Here is a 17,101-nt window from a genome sequence, read left to right as displayed (position 1 = left end):
CTCCGGCGGGCGTCCACCAGTTCCCCGGAGGAGTCGCAGACCTCGCGAGAGCGTCGCTCACCTCCCCGATCGCGTGGTGGCGGAGGTGCAGCGGAGGCGCGGCGGAGGTAGCACGGCGACAGGGGGCGGTGGAGGCGGTGGCGGCGGGAGCCCCGCGGGCGGGTAGCGTGACCACGTGAGGACTCCCTGGCCGCTGGACCTTGCCAGCCGTGTCGACCGCGCCGCCGAGCGCCGCGAGCTCGTCGACCTCGAGACCTGCGATGCGATCGTCGTGCGCGACGGGCGGGTGCTCGCCGCCGACGGCCGCGTCGTCGAGCTCGCGCCCGAGGCCCAGCCGCCCGCCGCGCTCCGCATCTACCTGGGACGCGACGGCGATCGCGATCTCGCGGCGCTCGTGCCCGTGGACCCTGGCTTCGGCGCGGACGACGACGGGATCGGCGGCGACCGCATGCGCGGGCTGCGCGACCTGCTCGCCGGCTTCTGGGACCGCGGCGCCGACGGCGAGCGCGAGCACGAGCTCGCCACCACCGCCGTCGCGATCGCCAACTGGCACGCGACGCACCCGCGCTGCGCGCTGTGCGGCGAGGAGACCGTGCCGACGCTGGGCGGCTGGGTGCGCCGCTGCGAGCGGGACGGCCGCGACCACTACCCGCGCACGGATCCCGCGATCATCGTCGCGATCACCGACCCCGAAGATCGCCTCCTCCTGGCGCACGCGGCCCACTGGTCGCCGCGGCGCTTCTCCCACCTCGCCGGTTACGTCGAGCCGGGGGAGACGTTCGAGCAGGCGGTGCACCGCGAGGTCCACGAGGAGTCGGGCCTCGCGCTCGCAGCCCTCGAGTACCTCGGCTCCCAGCCGTGGCCCTTCCCCGCCTCGGTCATGGTCGCCTTCCGCGCCATGACGGACCGCCCCGAGGACCTCAGGCTCGACATGGACGAGATCTCCGAGGCCCGCTTCGTGGCGCGCGACGAGATCGCCGCGCTCATCCTCGCCGGCGAGGTGGTGCTCGCGCCCAAGGGCTCGGTCGCGCGGCGCATGCTCGAGGACTGGTACGGCGGCGCGCTGCCCGAGCCCCGTCGCGACGGCCCCGTCGACGTGTAGACCCGCGGAAGCCTCTACCGCCGCCGCACCCCGCGGGACTACCCTCGCGCCAAGGCCCGCGCGTCCGCGCCACGGCCCCTCGCGTCCGACCGGGAGGCCCGATGATCGAGCTCGCCTCGTTCTCCAGCACCGTGGGCCTCGTCACGGGCCCGCTGCAGGACGGCCTGGCGGGGCGCGACTACCGCGTCGCGGCGGTCGAGAACGGCGCGTCGAGCCACATCCTCCACGTCTTCGTCGAGAACGCCGTGCTCGGCTTCTGCGTCACGTGGGACTGGTCGGAGGCACGATGCGCGGCCTACCCGGCGCCGCAGCGCGCCGAGTGGTGGCGCTGGGCGATCGGCCCGCACTGCCTCGCACGCTGGCGCGGCACGGACGTGCCCGCCGACGAGGGCTCGGCGGAGGCGGTGGCGCTGCTGCTCGGGCGCGTGGGGGAGCTCGAGGCCCTCGCGCGCGACCCGGGGCGCTGGCAGGACGTGCGGCGCGGCCGCCTGCCCTGGTGATCCCGGTGCTCCCGCCACGGTGAGGTGCCGCGCGTCCGCGCGCGACGACGGGACCGCCGCATCGTCCCCAGGGCCGCGCCGCGATGTCGGCGGTCCCTGACACAATGGCCGCGATGTCAGCCGACCAGATCCTCGACGCCCTCGACCCCGAGCAGCGGGAGGTGGCCACCGCGCTCCACGGCCCCGTCGTGGTGCTCGCGGGCGCCGGCACGGGCAAGACCCGCGCCATCACCCACCGCATCGCCTACGGCGTGCGCGTCAACGCGTACAACCCGCAGTCCGTGCTCGCGGTCACCTTCACCGCGCGCGCGGCGGGGGAGATGCGCCAGCGCCTGCGCGGCCTCGGCGTCACCGGCGTCCAGGCCCGCACGTTCCACGCGGCCGCCCTGCGCCAGCTCTCCTACTTCTGGCCCGAGGTGGTGGGCGGCCAGGTCCCGGGCCTGGTCGACCACAAGGCGCCGCTCGTGGGCCGCGCGGCACGCGACGCCGGCCTCAGCCCCGACCGGCTCACGGTGCGCGACCTCGCGTCCGAGATCGAGTGGGCCAAGGTGTCGCTCGTGAGCGCGGACGACTACCCCGCGACCATCGCGCGCCTCGGTCGGCCGTCGCCCGCTGACCTGCCCCCGATCCAGGTCGCGGACGTCATGCGCGCGTACGAGGACGCCAAGACGGACGCGGTGGTCCTCGACTTCGAGGACATCCTGCTGCTGCTCGCGGACATGATCGGCCGCCACCCGGAGGTGGGCGACCAGATCCGCCGCCAGTACCGCCACTTCGTCGTCGACGAGTACCAGGACGTCTCGCCGCTGCAGCAGTTCCTGCTCGAGCAGTGGCTGGGCGGCAGGCGCGAGCTGTGCGTGGTCGGCGACCCCGCCCAGACCATCTACTCGTTCGCCGGCGCGAGCCCGCAGCACCTGCTCGGCTTCACCCGCACCTACCCGGACGCGACCCAGGTGCGGCTCGTGCGCGACTACCGGTCCACGCCGCAGGTGGTGCGCCTCGCCAACGAGCTCATGCGCAAGCGCGGCACCGCCGGCACGGGCGTCGAGCTCGTCGCGCAGCGGCCGTCCGGGCCCGCGCCGGACTACCGCGCGTACGACGACGACGAGTCGGAGGCCCAGGGCGTCGCCGCGCAGATCGAGCGGCTCACCGCCACCGGCGTCAAGCCGTCCGAGATCGCCGTGCTCTACCGCATCAACAGCCAGTCGGAGGCGATCGAGGAGGCGCTCGCCGAGCGCGGCATCGGCTACCTGGTGCGCGGCGGACAGCGCTTCTTCGACCGCGAGGAGGTCCGCAAGGCCATCGTGCTGCTGCGCGGCGCCGCCGTCGCGTCCGACGAGCGCCCGCTGGGAGAACGCGTGCGCGACGCGCTCGGCGGGGCCGGATGGGCGGAGGAGCCGCCGGCGGCGCGCGGCGCGGTCCGCGAACGCTGGGACGCGCTGCAGGCGCTCGTCAACCTGGCCGACGACCTCGCCACGGACACCGCCGGGGGCGCGACGATGCGCGACTTCGTCGAGCATCTCGCGGAGCGCGCGCAGGCGCAGCACGCGCCGTCCGTCGAGGGAGTCACCCTGACCTCGATGCACGCGGCGAAGGGCCTCGAGTGGGACGCGGTGTTCATCGTCGGCTGCTCCGAGGGGCTGCTGCCGATCACCCACGCGGAGACCGACGAGCAGCTCGAGGAGGAGCGCCGCCTCCTCTACGTCTCGATCACCCGCGCCAGGGAGCACCTCGCGCTCAGCTTCGCGCGCTCGCGCAAGGCCGGCGGCAAGGGCACCCGCAAGCGCACGCGCTTCCTCGAGCAGCAGTGGCCCGACGCGCGCCCCGCGCGGGTCGCCCGGCAGTCGACCTCCGCCAAGCTCGCCGACCTCGATGCGGAGCAGCTGCGGCTGTTCGACACGCTCAAGCAGTGGCGGCTCGCGATCGCCCAGGAGTCCTCGAAGCCCGCGTTCACGGTGCTCGTCGACGCGTCGCTCGTCGAGATCGCGCGCGACCGCCCCGCGAACCTGGGCGAGCTCGCGCGCGTGAGCGGCGTCGGGGCGTCGAAGCTCGACCGGTACGGCCTCGCGATCCTGGAGATCGTGGCCGAGCACTAGGTCAGGTCGCGCCGCACCCGCAGCGCGGGTGGGGGACGATGCGGCGGCGCCGCGGCAGCCCACGCTCGACCCGCCACGCGACGGGGGAGCCGCCATCCAGCAGCGCCGCGAGCACGGACACGGCGAGGGCCCCGGCCAGCGCGGCCGACGCCGGCTCCGTACGCTCGGGCAGCGCCTCGCACTGCAGGGCGAGGCACGGCCAGGCCGGATCGCGGTCGGTGGCCGCGATCCCCGCGCAGCGCAGGCACGCGGTGTCGCCGGGACGCACCGGCAGCACGGTGACGCCCGCCTCGTCGGTCAGCGCGGCGACGTGCGGACCGGCGAGCATCAGCGCGTGGTGCACGGTCGAGGGCACCGCACCGTACGCGGCGACGATCTCGCCGTCGACGGACCGCTCGGCGTCGAGGTGCAGGCGCAGCGCGGGCACGACGGCGCCGATGCGGCGCGCGACCGGCGCGGCGGGCGCGCCCGGCATGCCCACCAGGCTGAGCGACGCGGCGCCCGCGCGGGCCGCCCCCTCGGCCGCCGCGGTCCCGACCGGTCCCAGCCCTCGCACCCGCACGCGGCGGCCCTCGAGCGTGGGAGCGCGCATGCTCCGCGCGAGCCCCTCCTGCTCCGTGCCGTCGCCGCGCCACAGGCGGGGCGGGGCCGCCGCATCGTCCATGGCTCCCACGGTCCCACGCGCCGGGCCCGCGACCCCGGCTGTCCACAGGCCGCAGACAGGCGAAGGGCCGGTCCCCCTGGGGGGACCGGCCCTTCGCGGAGCTCTGCTGGCTTTACGCCTTGCCGAGGATGCGGTTCAGCTTGGTGCCGCACACCGGGCAGGTGGCCTTCGCCATGCGACGGCCGTTCTCCGAGACGACGACGTCGCCCTCGGTCTCGCGCTTCTCCTTGCACTTCACGCAGTAGAACTCGCCCGAGTACTTGTCAGCCATTCGGCTCTCCTTCTTCTCTGTGGCGCGGCGGTACGCGCCGCACGTGTGCAGGCCTCCGGGGGCCCTTGGTCCCCCAGCGTAGACGCGTGAGCGCGAAATCCCCCCATCGGCGGGCGGGTGTCGCCTCCCGGTCCGTGAGCACCCTACTCGTCTTCGCCGCCCAGCAGGCGCTCGAGCTCGCGATCGACCTCGTCGCCCTCGCCGCGCGCGACGTACGCGTCGACCCACGCCTGCCAGGTTCCGAGCTGGTCGGAGTCGGGCAGGAGGTCGGGGTGCGACCACACGCCGTCGCGGCCCTCGGAGCCCAGCCGCGCGTGCAACGAGGCCCACATCGCCGAGGCGTCGCGCATGCGGCGGGGCCGCAGCTCGAGGTCGAGCAGGTTGGCGAACGTGTCCTCGGCCGGCCCGCCGGCGGCGCGGCGGCGGCGCATCATCTCGCGCAGCGCGCCCACGTCCGGCAGGTGCGGCGCCGCGGCACGCATCGTGACGTCGTCGACCCAGCCCTCGACGAGCGCGAGGAGCGTCTCGACGGACTCGAGGGTCGCGGTCTGCTCGTCGGTGTGGTGCGACGCGAAGATGCCGCGGTTGAGCGCCTTCTGCAGGCGGGCGGGGTCGCCCATGCCGGCGTCCCGGACCGCCTCCTCGAGCGCGTCGAGGTCGATGGTGATGCCCTGGGCGTAGCGCTCGACGAGGGTGTGGAGCTGCCCCGGCAGCCACGGGGCGGCCGCGAACAGCCGGATGTGCGCCGCCTCGCGCAGCGCGAGGAAGGTGCGTACGGCGTCCTCGTCGATGTCGAGGCCCTCCGCGAACGAGGTGATCGCCTTGGGCACGAGCACGACGCGGGGCTCGGTGAGCAGCGGGATGCCCAGGTCGGTGGCGCCGAAGGCCTCGCGGGCCATCTCGCCCGCGGCCTGGCCCATGTGCATGCCGCACACGGTGGGCGCGACGGAGCGCATCAGCGCGCTCGGGTCGAGGCCGCCGGTGTTCTCGACGTCGGCGGCACCCTCGAGCAGCCCGCCCAGCGCGTGCGAGACGCTCACCGCGACGGGGCCCGCGAGCGTGCGCCATGTCGGCAGGGTCGCCTCGACCCACTCGGCGCGGCTCCACACGCGCGGCTCGAGCCGTGTCGGGTCGAAGTCGGTGACGGCGTCGAGCCACAGCTCGGCCTGGGAGATCGCCTGGCGGTGCAGCGCCGCCGTCGCGGCGGACACGCTCGGGTCGCCGCCCTGCGCTGCCACGCCGCGCGCGACGTCGTGCGCGAGCTTCCAGTTGACGTCCTCGCCGTCGGACTGGGAGACCAGCGCCCGGATCTGCCCGAGCACGTGCTCCATCATCGCGGGGCTCGCGGCGAGCCCGGACTGCGCGGCGAGCGCCTCCGGGTCCATGCCCATGCGCTGCAGCTCCTCGAGGGCGGCCTCCGCATCGTCCCCGAACAACTCTCGCAGCAGCCGCATCCACGGCGTCGACTCGTCGCTCACGCTCACTCCGTCCGTGCACGCCTCATGCGTGCCTCCACCACGGTAACGAAGGACCGCGCCGAAGCGCGGCGACGTTCGCTACCAGCAATGCCGTGCCGGGCGGGCGCGCGCATCGGCAAGAATGGGGGCGTGACGACCACCGAGGCCAGCACCCCCGCGCCCGCGGAGCGCACGACGTCCACCCGCCGCGGCACCGTGATGTCCGTGACGGGCCTCGCGACGAGCGCGCTCATCGCGCTGCTCACGGTCGTGCCGTCGCCCTACGCGGTCGGATCCGCGGGACCCACGTTCGACACGCTCGGCGAGGTCGACGACGTCCCGCTGGTCGAGATCTCGGGCGCCCCCACGTACATGTCGTCCGGCGAGCTGCGCCTCACCACCGTGTCCGTGTCGCGCGCGGGCTCGCAGCCCTTCACGCTCGGTCGCGTGCTCGCCGGCTGGGCCTCGCCCCGCCAGTACGTGGTGCCGCAGGAGAACGTCTTCGGCACCGCGGACGAGGAGGAGGAGGCCGAGCAGCAGGCGGCGGACGAGTGGATCAGCTCGCAGGAGAGCGCCACCGTCTCGGCGCTCGAGGCGCTCGGCCACCCCGTGCCCGCGACGCTCGCGGTCGAGGGCACCTCGCCCGGCTCGCACGCGCAGGGCGTGCTCGAGCAGGGCGACGTCATCGTCGCCGTGGACGGTGCGGACGTCGACACGTTCGCGGAGCTCGCCGACGCGGTCGGCGCCCGCGAGCCCGGCGACGACATCGCCGTGACGTTCACGCGCGACGGCGAGGAGACGACCGAGACCTTCGCCACGCTCGACGACGGCAACGGCGAGGCGGTCATCGGGGTGTGGATCAACCCCGAGTTCGATCTCCCCATCGACGTCGAGGTGCAGATCGACTCCGTCGGCGGGCCGTCCGCCGGCCTCATGTTCTCGCTCGGCATCATGGACCGCCTCACCGAGGTCGACGAACTCGACGGCGCGCGCGTGGCCGGCACCGGCACGATCGACGCGACCGGCGACGTCGGGCCGATCGGCGGCATCCGCATGAAGCTGTACGGCGCCCAGGACGCGGGCTCCGAGTGGTTCCTCGCCCCGGTCGAGAACTGCGCCGACGTGCGCGGCAACATCCCTGATGGTCTCCACGTTGTCGCAGTGGACACCCTCGACGATGCCTACGACGCCATCACCCGCATCGGCCGGGGCGACACCGCCGACCTGCCCGGCTGCTGAGCGTGGCAGGCTAGAGCCACACCGAACCGAAGGACAACGACGTGAGTTTCGACGACCGCCCCGCCCGCCCGGTCCGGCCCGCGCCCGTGCCACAGCGCCGATCGCCCCTCGCGATCACCGCCGTGGTGCTGGGCGCGCTGGTCCTTGCGGCGATCGCGACGGCCAACATCTGGACCGAGGTGGTCTGGTACGACCAGCTGGGCTACTCCGAGGTGTGGCGCACCCAGTGGCTCGCGCGCATCATCCTCTTCGTGGCCGCGGGAGGCATCGCCGCCTTCGTCATCTGGCTCAACCTGTGGATCGCGAAGCGCGTCCGTCCGGCCCGCACCGGGGGCCGCAGCCAGCTCGACCAGGTGCGCGAGCAGATCGAGCCGATCGAGCGCCTCGCCATGATCGTGCTGCCCGCGGTCATCGGGCTCGTCGTGGGCCTCGCGGTGTCCTCGCAGTGGGAGACCGTGGTGGCGTGGCTCAACCACGAGCCCTTCGGCGCCCAGGACCCGCAGTTCGGGCTGGACGCGTCGTTCTACGTCTTCACGCTGCCGATGCTCAACCTCGCGGTCACGCTCGTGCTCGCGCTCGGCGTGCTTTCGACCCTCATCGCGGCGTTCGTGCACCTGCTGTACGGCGGCATCGCCGGCACCGGCCGCTCGTTCGTCGCCTCCAAGGGCGCGCGCATCCAGCTCGCCGTGCTCGGCGCCATCGTGATGCTCGCGATCGCGGCGAACTACTGGCTCGACCGCTACGGCCTCCTCACCAAGTCGGGCGAGACGTTCTACGGCGCGTCCTACACGGACATCAACGCGATCCTGCCGTCGCGGTCGATCCTCGCGGGCATCGCCATCGTGGTGGCGCTCGTGTTCCTCGCGGTGATCTGGCGCGGCGACTGGCGGATCCCGGCCGTCGGCATCGGCCTCATGCTGCTGTCCGCGGTCGTCATCGGCGGCATCTACCCGTCGATCGTCCAGCGCTTCCAGGTGTCGCCCAACGAGCAGGAGCTCGAGACGCCGTTCATCCAGAACAACATCGACGCCACGCGCTACGCGTACGGCATCGACACGGTGGAGGAGACGCAGTACCGGGCGAGCACCGAGGCGGAGGCCGACGCGCTGCGCGCGGACGCCGACACCACGGCGCAGATCCGCCTGCTCGACCCGAACATCGTCTCGCCGGCCTTCCAGCAGCTGCAGCAGAACAAGCAGTACTACAACTTCGACGACATCCTGAACGTCGACCGGTACGCGCTCGACGGCGAGCTCCAGGACACGGTCATCGCGGTCCGCGAGCTCAACCTCGACGGTCTGGGCTCCGAGAGCCGCAACTGGGTCAACGACCACACGGTCTACACGCACGGCTTCGGCGTCGTCGCGGCCTACGGCAACAAGACGCAGTCGGACGGCCAGCCCAGCTTCTTCGAGCGCGGCATCCCGTCCGTCGGCCTGCTCGGCGACTACGAGCCGCGCATCTACTTCGGCTCGACCGTGCCGGACTACTCCATCGTCGGCGCGCCCGAGGACACGAACCCGTGGGAGCTCGACTACCCGGACGACAACTCGGAGACCGGCCAGGTCAACACGACGTACACGGGCGAGGGCGGACCGGCGATCGGCAACCTCTTCGAGAAGCTGATGTTCGCGATCCGGATGGGCGAGGAGCAGATCCTGTTCTCGGACCGCGTCACCACCGAGTCCCAGATCCTGTACTACCGCGACCCGCTCGAGCGCGTCGCCCGCGTCGCGCCGTACCTCGAGCTCGACCAGACCGCGTACCCGGCGGTGGTGGACGAGCGCGTCGTGTGGGTGGTCGACGGCTACACCACCACGGACCAGTACCCGTACTCGGCGCCGGTGGCCTCCGACTCGCTGTTCGCGCAGCAGTCGGGCGCGGCCACCGGGACGACGGTGCTCAACTACGTGCGCAACTCCGTCAAGGCGACCGTCGACGCGTACGACGGCTCCGTGACCCTGTACGCGTGGGACGAGGAGGACCCGATCCTCCAGACCTGGCAGCACGTGTTCCCGACCTCGATCGAGCCCATCAGCGAGATCAGCGGCGACCTCATGAGCCACCTGCGCTACCCCGAGGACCTGTTCGCGATCCAGCGGTACCAGCTCACGCAGTACCACGTGACGGACGCGGCGTCGTTCTACTCGGGCCAGGACTTCTGGCGCAACCCGGCCGACCCGACCGACGACACCCGCCTGCAGCCCCCGTACTACCTCACGCTGCAGATGCCCGACCAGGACGAGCCCACGTTCTCGCTCACGAGCAACTACATCCAGGGCGGTGACAACCCGCGCAACATCCTCACGGGCTACCTCGCGGTGAACTCGGAGACCGGCTCGACACCGGGCGAGGTCGCGGAGGACTACGGCACGCTGCGCCTCCTCGAGCTGCCGCGCGACACCACCATCCCCGGACCGGGCCAGGTGCAGAACAACTTCAACTCCGATCCGGACGCGCAGGAGACGCTGAACCTCCTGCGCCAGGGCGAGACCGACGTCGTCAACGGCAACCTGCTCACCCTCCCCGTGGGCGGCGGCCTGCTGTACGTCCAGCCCGTCTACGTCCAGTCCAGCCAGGGCACCCAGGTGCCGCTGCTGCGCAAGGTCTTCGTGGCCTTCGGCGACTCGGTCGGCTTCGCGGACACGCTCCCGGAAGCGCTCGACCAGGTCTTCGGCGAGGGCGCGGGCGAGGGCGCGGCCGGCGACACCGGCACGGACACGGGCTCCGGCGGCACGGACGGGGATGCCGGTTCCGGCGACTCGGGCACCACCGACGGCGGCTCGGGCGACGCGGTCGACCCGACCGCCGAGGCGGCCCTCCAGGACGCGCTCGACCGCGCGAACCAGGCGCTGCAGGACAGCCAGGCGGCGCTCGCCGCGGGCGACTTCACCGCGTACGGCGAGGCGCAGGACGAGCTCGCGGCGGCGATCGAGGACGCGATCGTGGCGGAGGCGGAGCTCACGGGCGCGGCGGCCGAGGCGACCCCCGACACCACCTCGGAGCCGAGCGCCTCGGCCAGCGCCGAGCCGAGCGCGGAGCCCACGGCGGGCCTCGAGGGCGACCTCTCGGCAGGGTAGGTCCGCGCCCGCTCGGGCGACACGACGAAGGGGGCCGCTCCAGTAGGAGCGGCCCCCTTCGTCGCGTGCGCGAGGCGTGCGGTGCTCAGGCCTCGATCTCGACGTGGCGGTCGGTCGCCGCCCGGATGAAGCGCATGAAGAACACGAACGAGATCACCACGAGCGCGGCCGAGGCCCACATGATCGCGGGATACGCATCGAGGCGCTCGGGGTAGGCGAGCTCGCCCGTGGTGAGGTCGAGCGAGAACTGCAGCGCGGCCGAGCCGAGGCCCTGCACGCCCTGAGCGAGGATCCAGGTGATCCACCAGCCGAGGAGCAGGCCCAGACCCACGCCGCGACCGGTCACCTTGCGGGCGCCGATGGGGATGAGCACCACCGACGCGATCGGGATGAACCATCCCCACCACTCGACGGCGCCCATGCCGGGCCGCACGCCCAGGGCCTCGCGGTTGCGGCGCATCCGCGACATCCACATGCCGTAGAGGATGTACGACACGACCAGGAGGGGCGTGGTGAGCAGCGACAGCAGCGAGCCGGCGTTGATCTGGAGCTCGTTCGACTCCGCCATCGCGCGGATCGCGTCGACGTCGCCCTGGGCGAACACGGCCATGAGGACGGACACGAGCGTGAAGCCCGCGGCGACGCCGATGAGGCCCTTGGCCAGGCCCTCAGGCTTCTCGAGGGGGGCGCCGGTGCGGTCGAAGCGGACCTGCGGGCCGGTGCCGTACACGGGCGCGGGCGGCGGGGCGGCGCCCGGGATCAGCCCGGGACCAGGGACGTCGGACGATGCGGGGGGCCGGGGCGGCTCCTCGGGGCGGCCGGGGCGAGCGGCGAAGGGATCCTCGTTGGTCATGCCTCGACCCTAGCGACGGAGGGCGGATTTGGTTCTGCGCCACGCGTCCGCTAGAGTAGTCAGGCCGACGCGGGGTGGAGCAGTTCGGTAGCTCGCCGGGCTCATAACCCGGAGGTCGCAGGTTCAAATCCTGTCCCCGCTACGAGAAGACGAAGGCCCGGACCATCTGGTCCGGGCCTTCGTCGTTCCCCGGCGGCCGTCGCGAGGCGCGCATCGTCCCGTCCGGCCGGCGCCGCCCCCTCCGCCGCAATCGGCGTGCGGGCGCGCCCTCGCGAAGCAGGACCAGGGACGATGCGCGGCGCACCTGCTCCCGTACGCCGGTTCGCGCGGGCGGGGGCGTTGCGGGGAGCCGGGCCTGGACGCACGAGGACCCGGCCCCGCCGGAGCGGGAGCCGGGCCCTGTGAGGACGGGTGCCGGAGGCGCCTAGTGGATCGCCTCGGTGGCGGCGCGCTCGATCGCGAGGCCCGCCTCGTACTGCTCGAGCCATGCGCGGTAGCCGGCGACGTCGCCCGTGTCGGGCTCGGCCACGTCGAGCGCGGCCCCCGCGAAGACCTCGTCCGACAGGTACGAGTCGAGCGGCACGGCCGCGCCCTTGCGGAGGTACTCCGCGAGGACGGCGATGCCCCACGCGCCGCCCTCGGAGGCGGTGTCGCCCACGGTGACGGGCGCCTCGATCGCCGCGGCAAGGAGGCGCTGAGCGACGCCGGCGGTGCGGAACATGCCGCCGTGCGCGAACATCGAGTCGAGCTGGACGCCCTCGTCGTGCAGGACCTTCATGCCGAGGCTCAGGGTGCCGAAGGCGCCGTAGAGCTGCGTGCGCATGAAGTTCGCGAGCGTGAGCCGCGAGCCGGGCGTGCGGACGAAGAGCGGGCGGCCCTCCGCCAGGCCCGTGATGGGCTCGCCCGAGAGGTAGTTGTAGGCGAGCAGGCCGCCGCCGTCGGCCTCGCCCTCGAGCGCCGCGGAGAACAGGGCCTCGAAGACCGCGTCGGAGCCGAACTCGCTGCCGAGCGCGGCCGCGAACTCGGTGAAGACGCCGGCCCACGTGCCCAGCTCGGAGGCGCCGTTGTTGCAGTGCACCATCGCGACCAGGTCGCCTGCGGGTGTGGTGACGATGTCGAGCTCCTCGTGGACGCTCTCGAGCGCCTTCTCGAGCACGACCATCGCGAAGATCGACGTGCCGGCGGAGATGTTGCCGGTGCGAGGAGCGACCGCGTTGGTGGCGATCATGCCGGTGCCTGCGTCGCCCTCGGGCGGCGCGACCGCGGCGCCCGGCCGGATCGTGCCGGTCGGGTCGAGCAGCGCGGCGCCCTCCGCGGTGAGCGTGCCGGCGTCGGCGCCCGCCACGAGGACCTCGGGCAGGAGCGCGGTGACGTCGAGGCCCGGGCGGCGCGCGGCGACGAGGCCCTGGAAGCGCGCGAGCATGTCCGCGTCGTAGTCGCGGGTGGTCGGGTCGATGGGGAACATGCCCGATGCGTCGCCGACGCCCAGGACCCGGCGGCCCGTGAGCTTCCAGTGCACGTATCCGGCAAGCGTCGTGAACGAGCCGAGCTCCGCCACGTGCGGTTCCTCGTCGAGGATCGCCTGGTAGAGGTGGGAGGCCGACCAGCGCAGCGGGAAGTTGAAGCCGAGCACCTCGGTCAGCTCCGCGGCGGCGCGCTCCGTGTTCGTGTTGCGCCACGTGCGGAACGGGACGAGCAGGTCGCCCGCGGCGTCGAAGGCCAGGTAGCCGTGCATCATGGCCGAGACGCCGAGCGCGCCGAAGCCGGCGGGGCGCACGCCGTGGAGGCGCTCGACCGTGGCGAGCAGATCCGCGACGGACGCCTGCACGCCCTCCCAGATCGCCTCGACCGAGTAGGTCCAGAGGCGGTCGACGAACTGGTTCTCCCACGCGTGGCTGCCCGTGGCGATCACCTCGTGGTCGGGCCCGATGAGGCACGCCTTGATGCGGGTCGAGCCCAGCTCGATGCCCAGCGAGGTGTCGCCGGCCGCGATCGCGGCGGCCACGTCGATCTGGTTGGTCTGCGCCATCGGCACTCACTCCTTCGTCAAGCGCCCGCGTGCGGCGGACATTCGATGTGAACGTTCGACAAAACCCTAAGGCCTGTCCGCGTCTTCGATGGAACCATAGGTCCCGCCCGCGTGCGCGACGGGGGTGAGCGCGGGCGCCGATGCGCTCGCGCGGCGGGCTGCCGCGGCAGCCTGGGCGGCGGCGACGCCCGGGCATGCACCGGGCGCCAACCAGCGGGGTTAGCCTGACGACTGTGACCGCCACCCCGTCCGCGCGCCCGCGCATCGCGCTGAGCCTCGGCAGCGGGGGCGCCCGCGGCTACGCTCACATCGGCGTCCTGGACGAGATCGAGGACCGCGGCTGGGAGGTGGTCGGGCTCGCCGGGACCTCGATGGGTGCGCTCGTGGGCGGCCTGCACGCGGCGGGAGGGCTCGCCGACTACCGCGCCTGGGCCGAGTCCCTCACCCGCCGCGACGTGCTGCGCATGCTCGACCCGGCCTTCAAGGGTGCCGGAGCGATCCGTGCCGACCGCGTGATGCGCCGCATCGACGAGATCCTCGACGGCCGCGTCATCGAGGACCTGCCGATCCCGTACACCGCGGTCGCGACCGACCTGATCTCGCAGTCCGAGGTGTGGTTCACCGAGGGCCCGCTCGTCGACGCGATCCGCGCCTCGATCGCGATCCCGACGGTGATCACGCCCGTGCGACGGGACGGCCGCCTCCTCGCGGACGGCGGGATCCTCAACCCGGTCCCGGTGATCCCGCTCACCTCCGTGCGGGCCGACGCCATCATCGCCGTCAACCTCTCGGGAACGTCGCGCGGCGGCAACCCCGCCGAGCCGCCCGTCGACTCGGCCGGCCCGCTCGTGCGCCTGCCGCGCCTGCGCCTGCCGTCGATCCATGCCGCCGAGCCGCGCCTGGTGAGCATGATCGCCCACCGGCTGCGCGCACGGGGGGAGCAGGAGGACGATGCGCTGGCCGAGGCGGTCGTGATCGAGCCGGCAGACGGGGACGAGGTGCTCGACGTCAGCACGCTCGACGTCATCGACCGGTCCCTCCAGACCCTGCAGAACACGGTCCAGCGCTACCGCCTCGCCGGCTACCCGCCCGATGTCATGGTGAACGTGCCGGCGGACTCGTGCGGCGCGCTCGACTTCCACCGCGCGACCGAGCTCATCGCTCTCGGCCGCGAGCTCGCCCGGCAGGCCTTCGACGAATGGGAGGGTGCGCCGGCATGACGCGGGCGGAAGCCGTACGAGCGGAGCCGGCGCCGCGTGGACCGGTCGGTGAGGGCTGACGCGGAGCGGCGCGTCGGGACGATCGGCGCGACCGCGATCGGCGCGGGCTCGATGCTCGGCGCCGGCGTGTTCGTCGTGTGGGGCCCCGCCTCCGCGGCGGCAGGCTCGGCGCTCGTCTGGGCGGTCCTGGTCGCGGGCGTCGTCGCGGCCCTCAACGCCGGTTCGACGGCGCAGCTCGCCGCGGTCCATCCGGTCGCGGGGGGCGCGTACGCCTACGGCCGCGCCGAGCTCGGCCCGTGGCCCGGCTTCGTCGCGGGCATCGGCTTCGTGCTGGGCAAGACGGCGTCCGTCGCGGCGATCGGGCTCGCGATCGGCGCGTACCTGTGGCCCGAGCAGCCCGCCGTGGTCGCGACGGCGGCGATCGCGGCGTCGTGGACCCTCAACTCGCGCGGCATCACGCGCACGAGCGCCGCGTCCGTGGCGATCGCCTCGGCCGTCGTCGCGGTCGTCGTCGCGGCCGTCTTGGCGATCGCCGGGGTCGACGGGCCCGCCACCGCGACGTTCGGCTGGTCCACGACGGGGGGAACGGTCGCGGGGGTCGCGCAGGCGGCCGCGCTCGTCTTCTTCGCCTTCGCCGGCTACGCCCGCATCGCCACCCTCGGCGAGGAGGTGCGCGACCCGGCCCGCGTCATCCCCCGCGCGATCGCGGTGGCGCTGGGCGCCGTCCTCGCGCTCTATCTCGGGCTCGCGGCCGTGCTGCCGGGCGCGCTGGGGGACGATGCGCTCGCGGCCTCCGTCGCGCCGGTCGCCGACGCGGTCGAGGGCACGTGGCTGCCCGCCGCGGTGGTGACGGCAGCCGCCGTCGCGGCCGCCTTCGGCTCGCTGCTCGCGCTCACCGCGGGCCTCGGCCGCACGGCGATGGCGATGGCGCGCGAGGCGGACCTGCCGCGCGGGCTCGCCGCGACCAACGGCCGCGGGGTGCCGGCCCTCGCCGAGGGTGCGGCCGCGCTCGCGGCGATCGCGCTCGCGTGGGCCGGCGACCTCACCCTGGCGATCGGGATGTCGTCGTTCGCGGTGCTGCTCTACTACGCGGTCGCGGGGGCCGCCGCCTTCCGCGCGGCGGGCGCGGGCCGCGTCGCGGGCTGGCGGATGCCTCGCGTGCTCAGCGCGACGGGGGTGGTCCTGTGCGTCGCGCTCATGGCGTCGCTGCCGCCGGTCGCGACGCTTGCCGCGGCGGCGGTGCTCGTGGCGGCGGGGGCGACGCGTTGGATCGTGCGCCGCGCCTGACGCGTCAGGACAGCGCGGTCACGAGCGCGAAGCCGGCGCCCGCCGCTCCCATGCCCAGGACGCCGGTCGCGAGGACGTACCGCGCGGTCGCGTGGTGGCGCCGGTCCTTGAGCATCACGACGACGTCGACCGCGAGCGACGAGAAAGTCGACAGGCCGCCCGCGACGCCCGTGCCCAGCGCGAACGCCCAGCCGGGGGAGAGCAGCGCATCGTCCCCCGCCGCGACCACGGCGCCCAGGAGGGCCGAGCCGAGGATGTTCGCGAGGATCGTCGGCCAGGGGAACGTCCGGCGGTGGTCGAGCCAGCCGAGGGAGAAGCGCGCGCACGCGCCGAGGCCGCAGCCGAGGATCGCGGCGACGTAGGCCCACCCGCTCACTCGTTCTCCTCCTCGAAGACCGCCTGCTCGTCGAGCGGCGTGGGCGGACGGTCGCCGAGCCACCATCCCGCCGCGGCGCCCACGACGGCGGCCGCCATGGTCGCGAGCAGCACGGCGGCGCTCTCGGCGGTCGAGACGCCCGCGGACCACTCCAGCACGGCGATCGAGGAGAACGTGGTGAAGCCGCCCAGGAGTCCGGGTCCCACGGCGGGGAACAGGCGCCACGGTCCGTGCGCCTGCGTGCGTGCCACCGCCCACCCCAGCGCGAGCGAGCCCACCACGTTGATGAGCAGCAGGTCCCACGGCACGGGTCCCGCGGTGTCGGGCAGCGCCTCGCCGAGGCCGATGCGCAGCGCGCCGCCGATCGAGCCGCCGACCAGGACCAGGCCGAGCTGGGCGGCCCGCGTCACCGGGCCAGCCAGGCGTCCGCGGCCTCGAGCTGCGCGGTCAGGGCGCGCTGGACGGCGTTCCCGACCGCCTTCTCGATCATCGCGCCGACGACCGGCACGTGCGCCGTGACGTCGCCCGCGGCGAGGAACTCGGTCGTGTCGCCCTCGGGGGTGAGCCCGATCGCTCCGGCCACGTGCCCGGGGGCGCCGGCGATCTCGACGGCGAACGTGCCCACGCGGTCGTCGGCACCCGCGGGCGGCTCCCACACCTCGGTGTAGGTGACGGCGAGGTCGCGTCCGAGGAACGCGCGGAACTCGGAGGGGATGGACGAGGTCGGCACGTCGGCGCGCAGCGTGATCGCGAACGAACCGTCCTCGCGCTCGTCGACGTCGACGTCCTGCGCCTCCGTGCCCATCGACGCCGCGCGGGCGTGGCCGAACGAGACGTCGGTCAGCATCGCCCATACCTCCGCGAGCGGAGCGTCGAAGCGATGCGCGTGCGTGATCTTCACCGGTGGAACCCCCTGCGCTCAGGCTA

15 protein-coding genes and 1 tRNA gene are annotated in these 17,101 nt (G+C 73.8%); 8 read left to right on the top strand and 8 right to left on the bottom strand.

The genetic code is table 11. The features are described 5' to 3' along the window. Nucleotides 1–175 precede the first annotated feature (175 nt). The 3 genes from nudC to QQX09_RS03610 all read left to right on the top strand — a co-directional run bounded on the left by nudC (nucleotide 176) and on the right by QQX09_RS03610 (nucleotide 3,698). Nucleotides 176–1,102 (top strand): NAD(+) diphosphatase, encoded by a 927-nt coding sequence (nudC, locus tag QQX09_RS03620; RefSeq protein ID WP_301131376.1) that lies wholly within the window; start codon nucleotides 176–178, stop codon nucleotides 1,100–1,102. A 101-nt stretch (nucleotides 1,103–1,203) separates the two neighbouring features. Beyond that, nucleotides 1,204–1,602 (top strand): hypothetical protein, encoded by a 399-nt coding sequence (locus tag QQX09_RS03615; protein WP_301131375.1) that lies wholly within the window; start codon nucleotides 1,204–1,206, stop codon nucleotides 1,600–1,602. 113 nt (nucleotides 1,603–1,715) lie between these two features. Further along, nucleotides 1,716–3,698, top strand: coding sequence for an ATP-dependent DNA helicase UvrD2 (locus QQX09_RS03610; RefSeq protein WP_301131374.1), 1,983 nt, complete (start codon nucleotides 1,716–1,718; stop codon nucleotides 3,696–3,698). A 1-nt stretch (nucleotide 3,699) separates the two neighbouring features. Here QQX09_RS03610 and QQX09_RS03605 read toward each other — a convergent pair whose 3' ends face one another. The 3 genes from QQX09_RS03605 to QQX09_RS03595 all read right to left on the bottom strand — a co-directional run bounded on the left by QQX09_RS03605 (nucleotide 3,700) and on the right by QQX09_RS03595 (nucleotide 6,111). Beyond that, nucleotides 3,700–4,362 (bottom strand): hypothetical protein, encoded by a 663-nt coding sequence (locus tag QQX09_RS03605; RefSeq protein WP_301131373.1) that lies wholly within the window; start codon nucleotides 4,360–4,362, stop codon nucleotides 3,700–3,702. 112 nt (nucleotides 4,363–4,474) lie between these two features. Further along, on the bottom strand, nucleotides 4,475–4,633 hold the full coding sequence (locus QQX09_RS03600) for a DUF5679 domain-containing protein (RefSeq protein WP_169746536.1): 159 nt from the start codon (nucleotides 4,631–4,633) through the stop codon (nucleotides 4,475–4,477). Between the two features lie 143 nt (nucleotides 4,634–4,776). Continuing rightward, nucleotides 4,777–6,111 carry a zinc-dependent metalloprotease gene (locus tag QQX09_RS03595; protein ID WP_301131371.1) on the bottom strand — a complete coding sequence of 445 codons (1,335 nt, stop codon included), beginning with the start codon at nucleotides 6,109–6,111 and terminating at the stop codon, nucleotides 4,777–4,779. 129 nt (nucleotides 6,112–6,240) lie between these two features. Between QQX09_RS03595 and QQX09_RS03590 the strand changes: the two genes are divergently transcribed. Then, the gene (locus QQX09_RS03590; RefSeq protein ID WP_301131370.1) at nucleotides 6,241–7,329 is read left to right on the top strand and encodes a YlbL family protein; all 1,089 of its coding nucleotides are present in this window, start codon (nucleotides 6,241–6,243) and stop codon (nucleotides 7,327–7,329) included. A 41-nt stretch (nucleotides 7,330–7,370) separates the two neighbouring features. Then, nucleotides 7,371–10,409 (top strand): UPF0182 family membrane protein, encoded by a 3,039-nt coding sequence (locus tag QQX09_RS03585; protein ID WP_301131369.1) that lies wholly within the window; start codon nucleotides 7,371–7,373, stop codon nucleotides 10,407–10,409. Between the two features lie 85 nt (nucleotides 10,410–10,494). Here QQX09_RS03585 and QQX09_RS03580 read toward each other — a convergent pair whose 3' ends face one another. After that, nucleotides 10,495–11,262, bottom strand: coding sequence for a hypothetical protein (locus tag QQX09_RS03580; RefSeq protein WP_301131367.1), 768 nt, complete (start codon nucleotides 11,260–11,262; stop codon nucleotides 10,495–10,497). Between the two features lie 68 nt (nucleotides 11,263–11,330). Here QQX09_RS03580 and QQX09_RS03575 point away from each other — a divergent pair. Further along, nucleotides 11,331–11,404: transfer RNA gene (locus QQX09_RS03575), tRNA-Met, on the top strand. A 282-nt stretch (nucleotides 11,405–11,686) separates the two neighbouring features. On the opposite strand, the gene QQX09_RS03570 is transcribed toward QQX09_RS03575, so the two are convergent. After that, nucleotides 11,687–13,291, bottom strand: coding sequence for a xylulokinase (locus QQX09_RS03570; protein ID WP_301131366.1), 1,605 nt, complete (start codon nucleotides 13,289–13,291; stop codon nucleotides 11,687–11,689). Between the two features lie 233 nt (nucleotides 13,292–13,524). Here QQX09_RS03570 and QQX09_RS03565 point away from each other — a divergent pair, with 233 nt between their 5' ends. Beyond that, nucleotides 13,525–14,511: a patatin-like phospholipase family protein gene (locus tag QQX09_RS03565; protein ID WP_301131365.1), complete on the top strand. Its 987-nt coding sequence runs from the start codon at nucleotides 13,525–13,527 to the stop codon at nucleotides 14,509–14,511. Nucleotides 14,512–14,559: 48 nt separating this feature from the next. Further along, a complete protein-coding gene (locus tag QQX09_RS03560; protein ID WP_301131364.1) occupies nucleotides 14,560–15,798 on the top strand; it encodes an APC family permease in 1,239 nt (412 codons plus the stop codon). Nucleotides 15,799–15,802: 4 nt separating this feature from the next. On the opposite strand, the gene QQX09_RS03555 is transcribed toward QQX09_RS03560, so the two are convergent. The 3 genes from QQX09_RS03555 to QQX09_RS03545 are packed head-to-tail and all read right to left on the bottom strand — an operon-like array spanning nucleotide 15,803 to nucleotide 17,075. Next, nucleotides 15,803–16,174 carry a FluC/FEX family fluoride channel gene (locus tag QQX09_RS03555; protein ID WP_301131363.1) on the bottom strand — a complete coding sequence of 124 codons (372 nt, stop codon included), beginning with the start codon at nucleotides 16,172–16,174 and terminating at the stop codon, nucleotides 15,803–15,805. Beyond that, nucleotides 16,171–16,584 carry a fluoride efflux transporter FluC gene (locus QQX09_RS03550; protein WP_301131361.1) on the bottom strand — a complete coding sequence of 138 codons (414 nt, stop codon included), beginning with the start codon at nucleotides 16,582–16,584 and terminating at the stop codon, nucleotides 16,171–16,173. Before QQX09_RS03550 ends, QQX09_RS03555 begins: the two co-directional genes overlap by 4 nt. After that, nucleotides 16,581–17,075: a DUF2505 domain-containing protein gene (locus tag QQX09_RS03545; protein WP_301131360.1), complete on the bottom strand. Its 495-nt coding sequence runs from the start codon at nucleotides 17,073–17,075 to the stop codon at nucleotides 16,581–16,583. The genes QQX09_RS03550 and QQX09_RS03545 overlap by 4 nt, the downstream gene beginning before the upstream one ends. Nucleotides 17,076–17,101 lie beyond the last annotated feature (26 nt).

Source organism: Demequina litoralis (genome assembly GCF_030418455.1).
In the GTDB taxonomy this organism is placed as follows: Bacteria; Actinomycetota; Actinomycetes; order Actinomycetales; family Demequinaceae; genus Demequina; species Demequina litoralis.
Note: the sequence above shows the minus strand (reverse complement) of the source record. Positions and strands in the feature narration are given on the sequence as shown.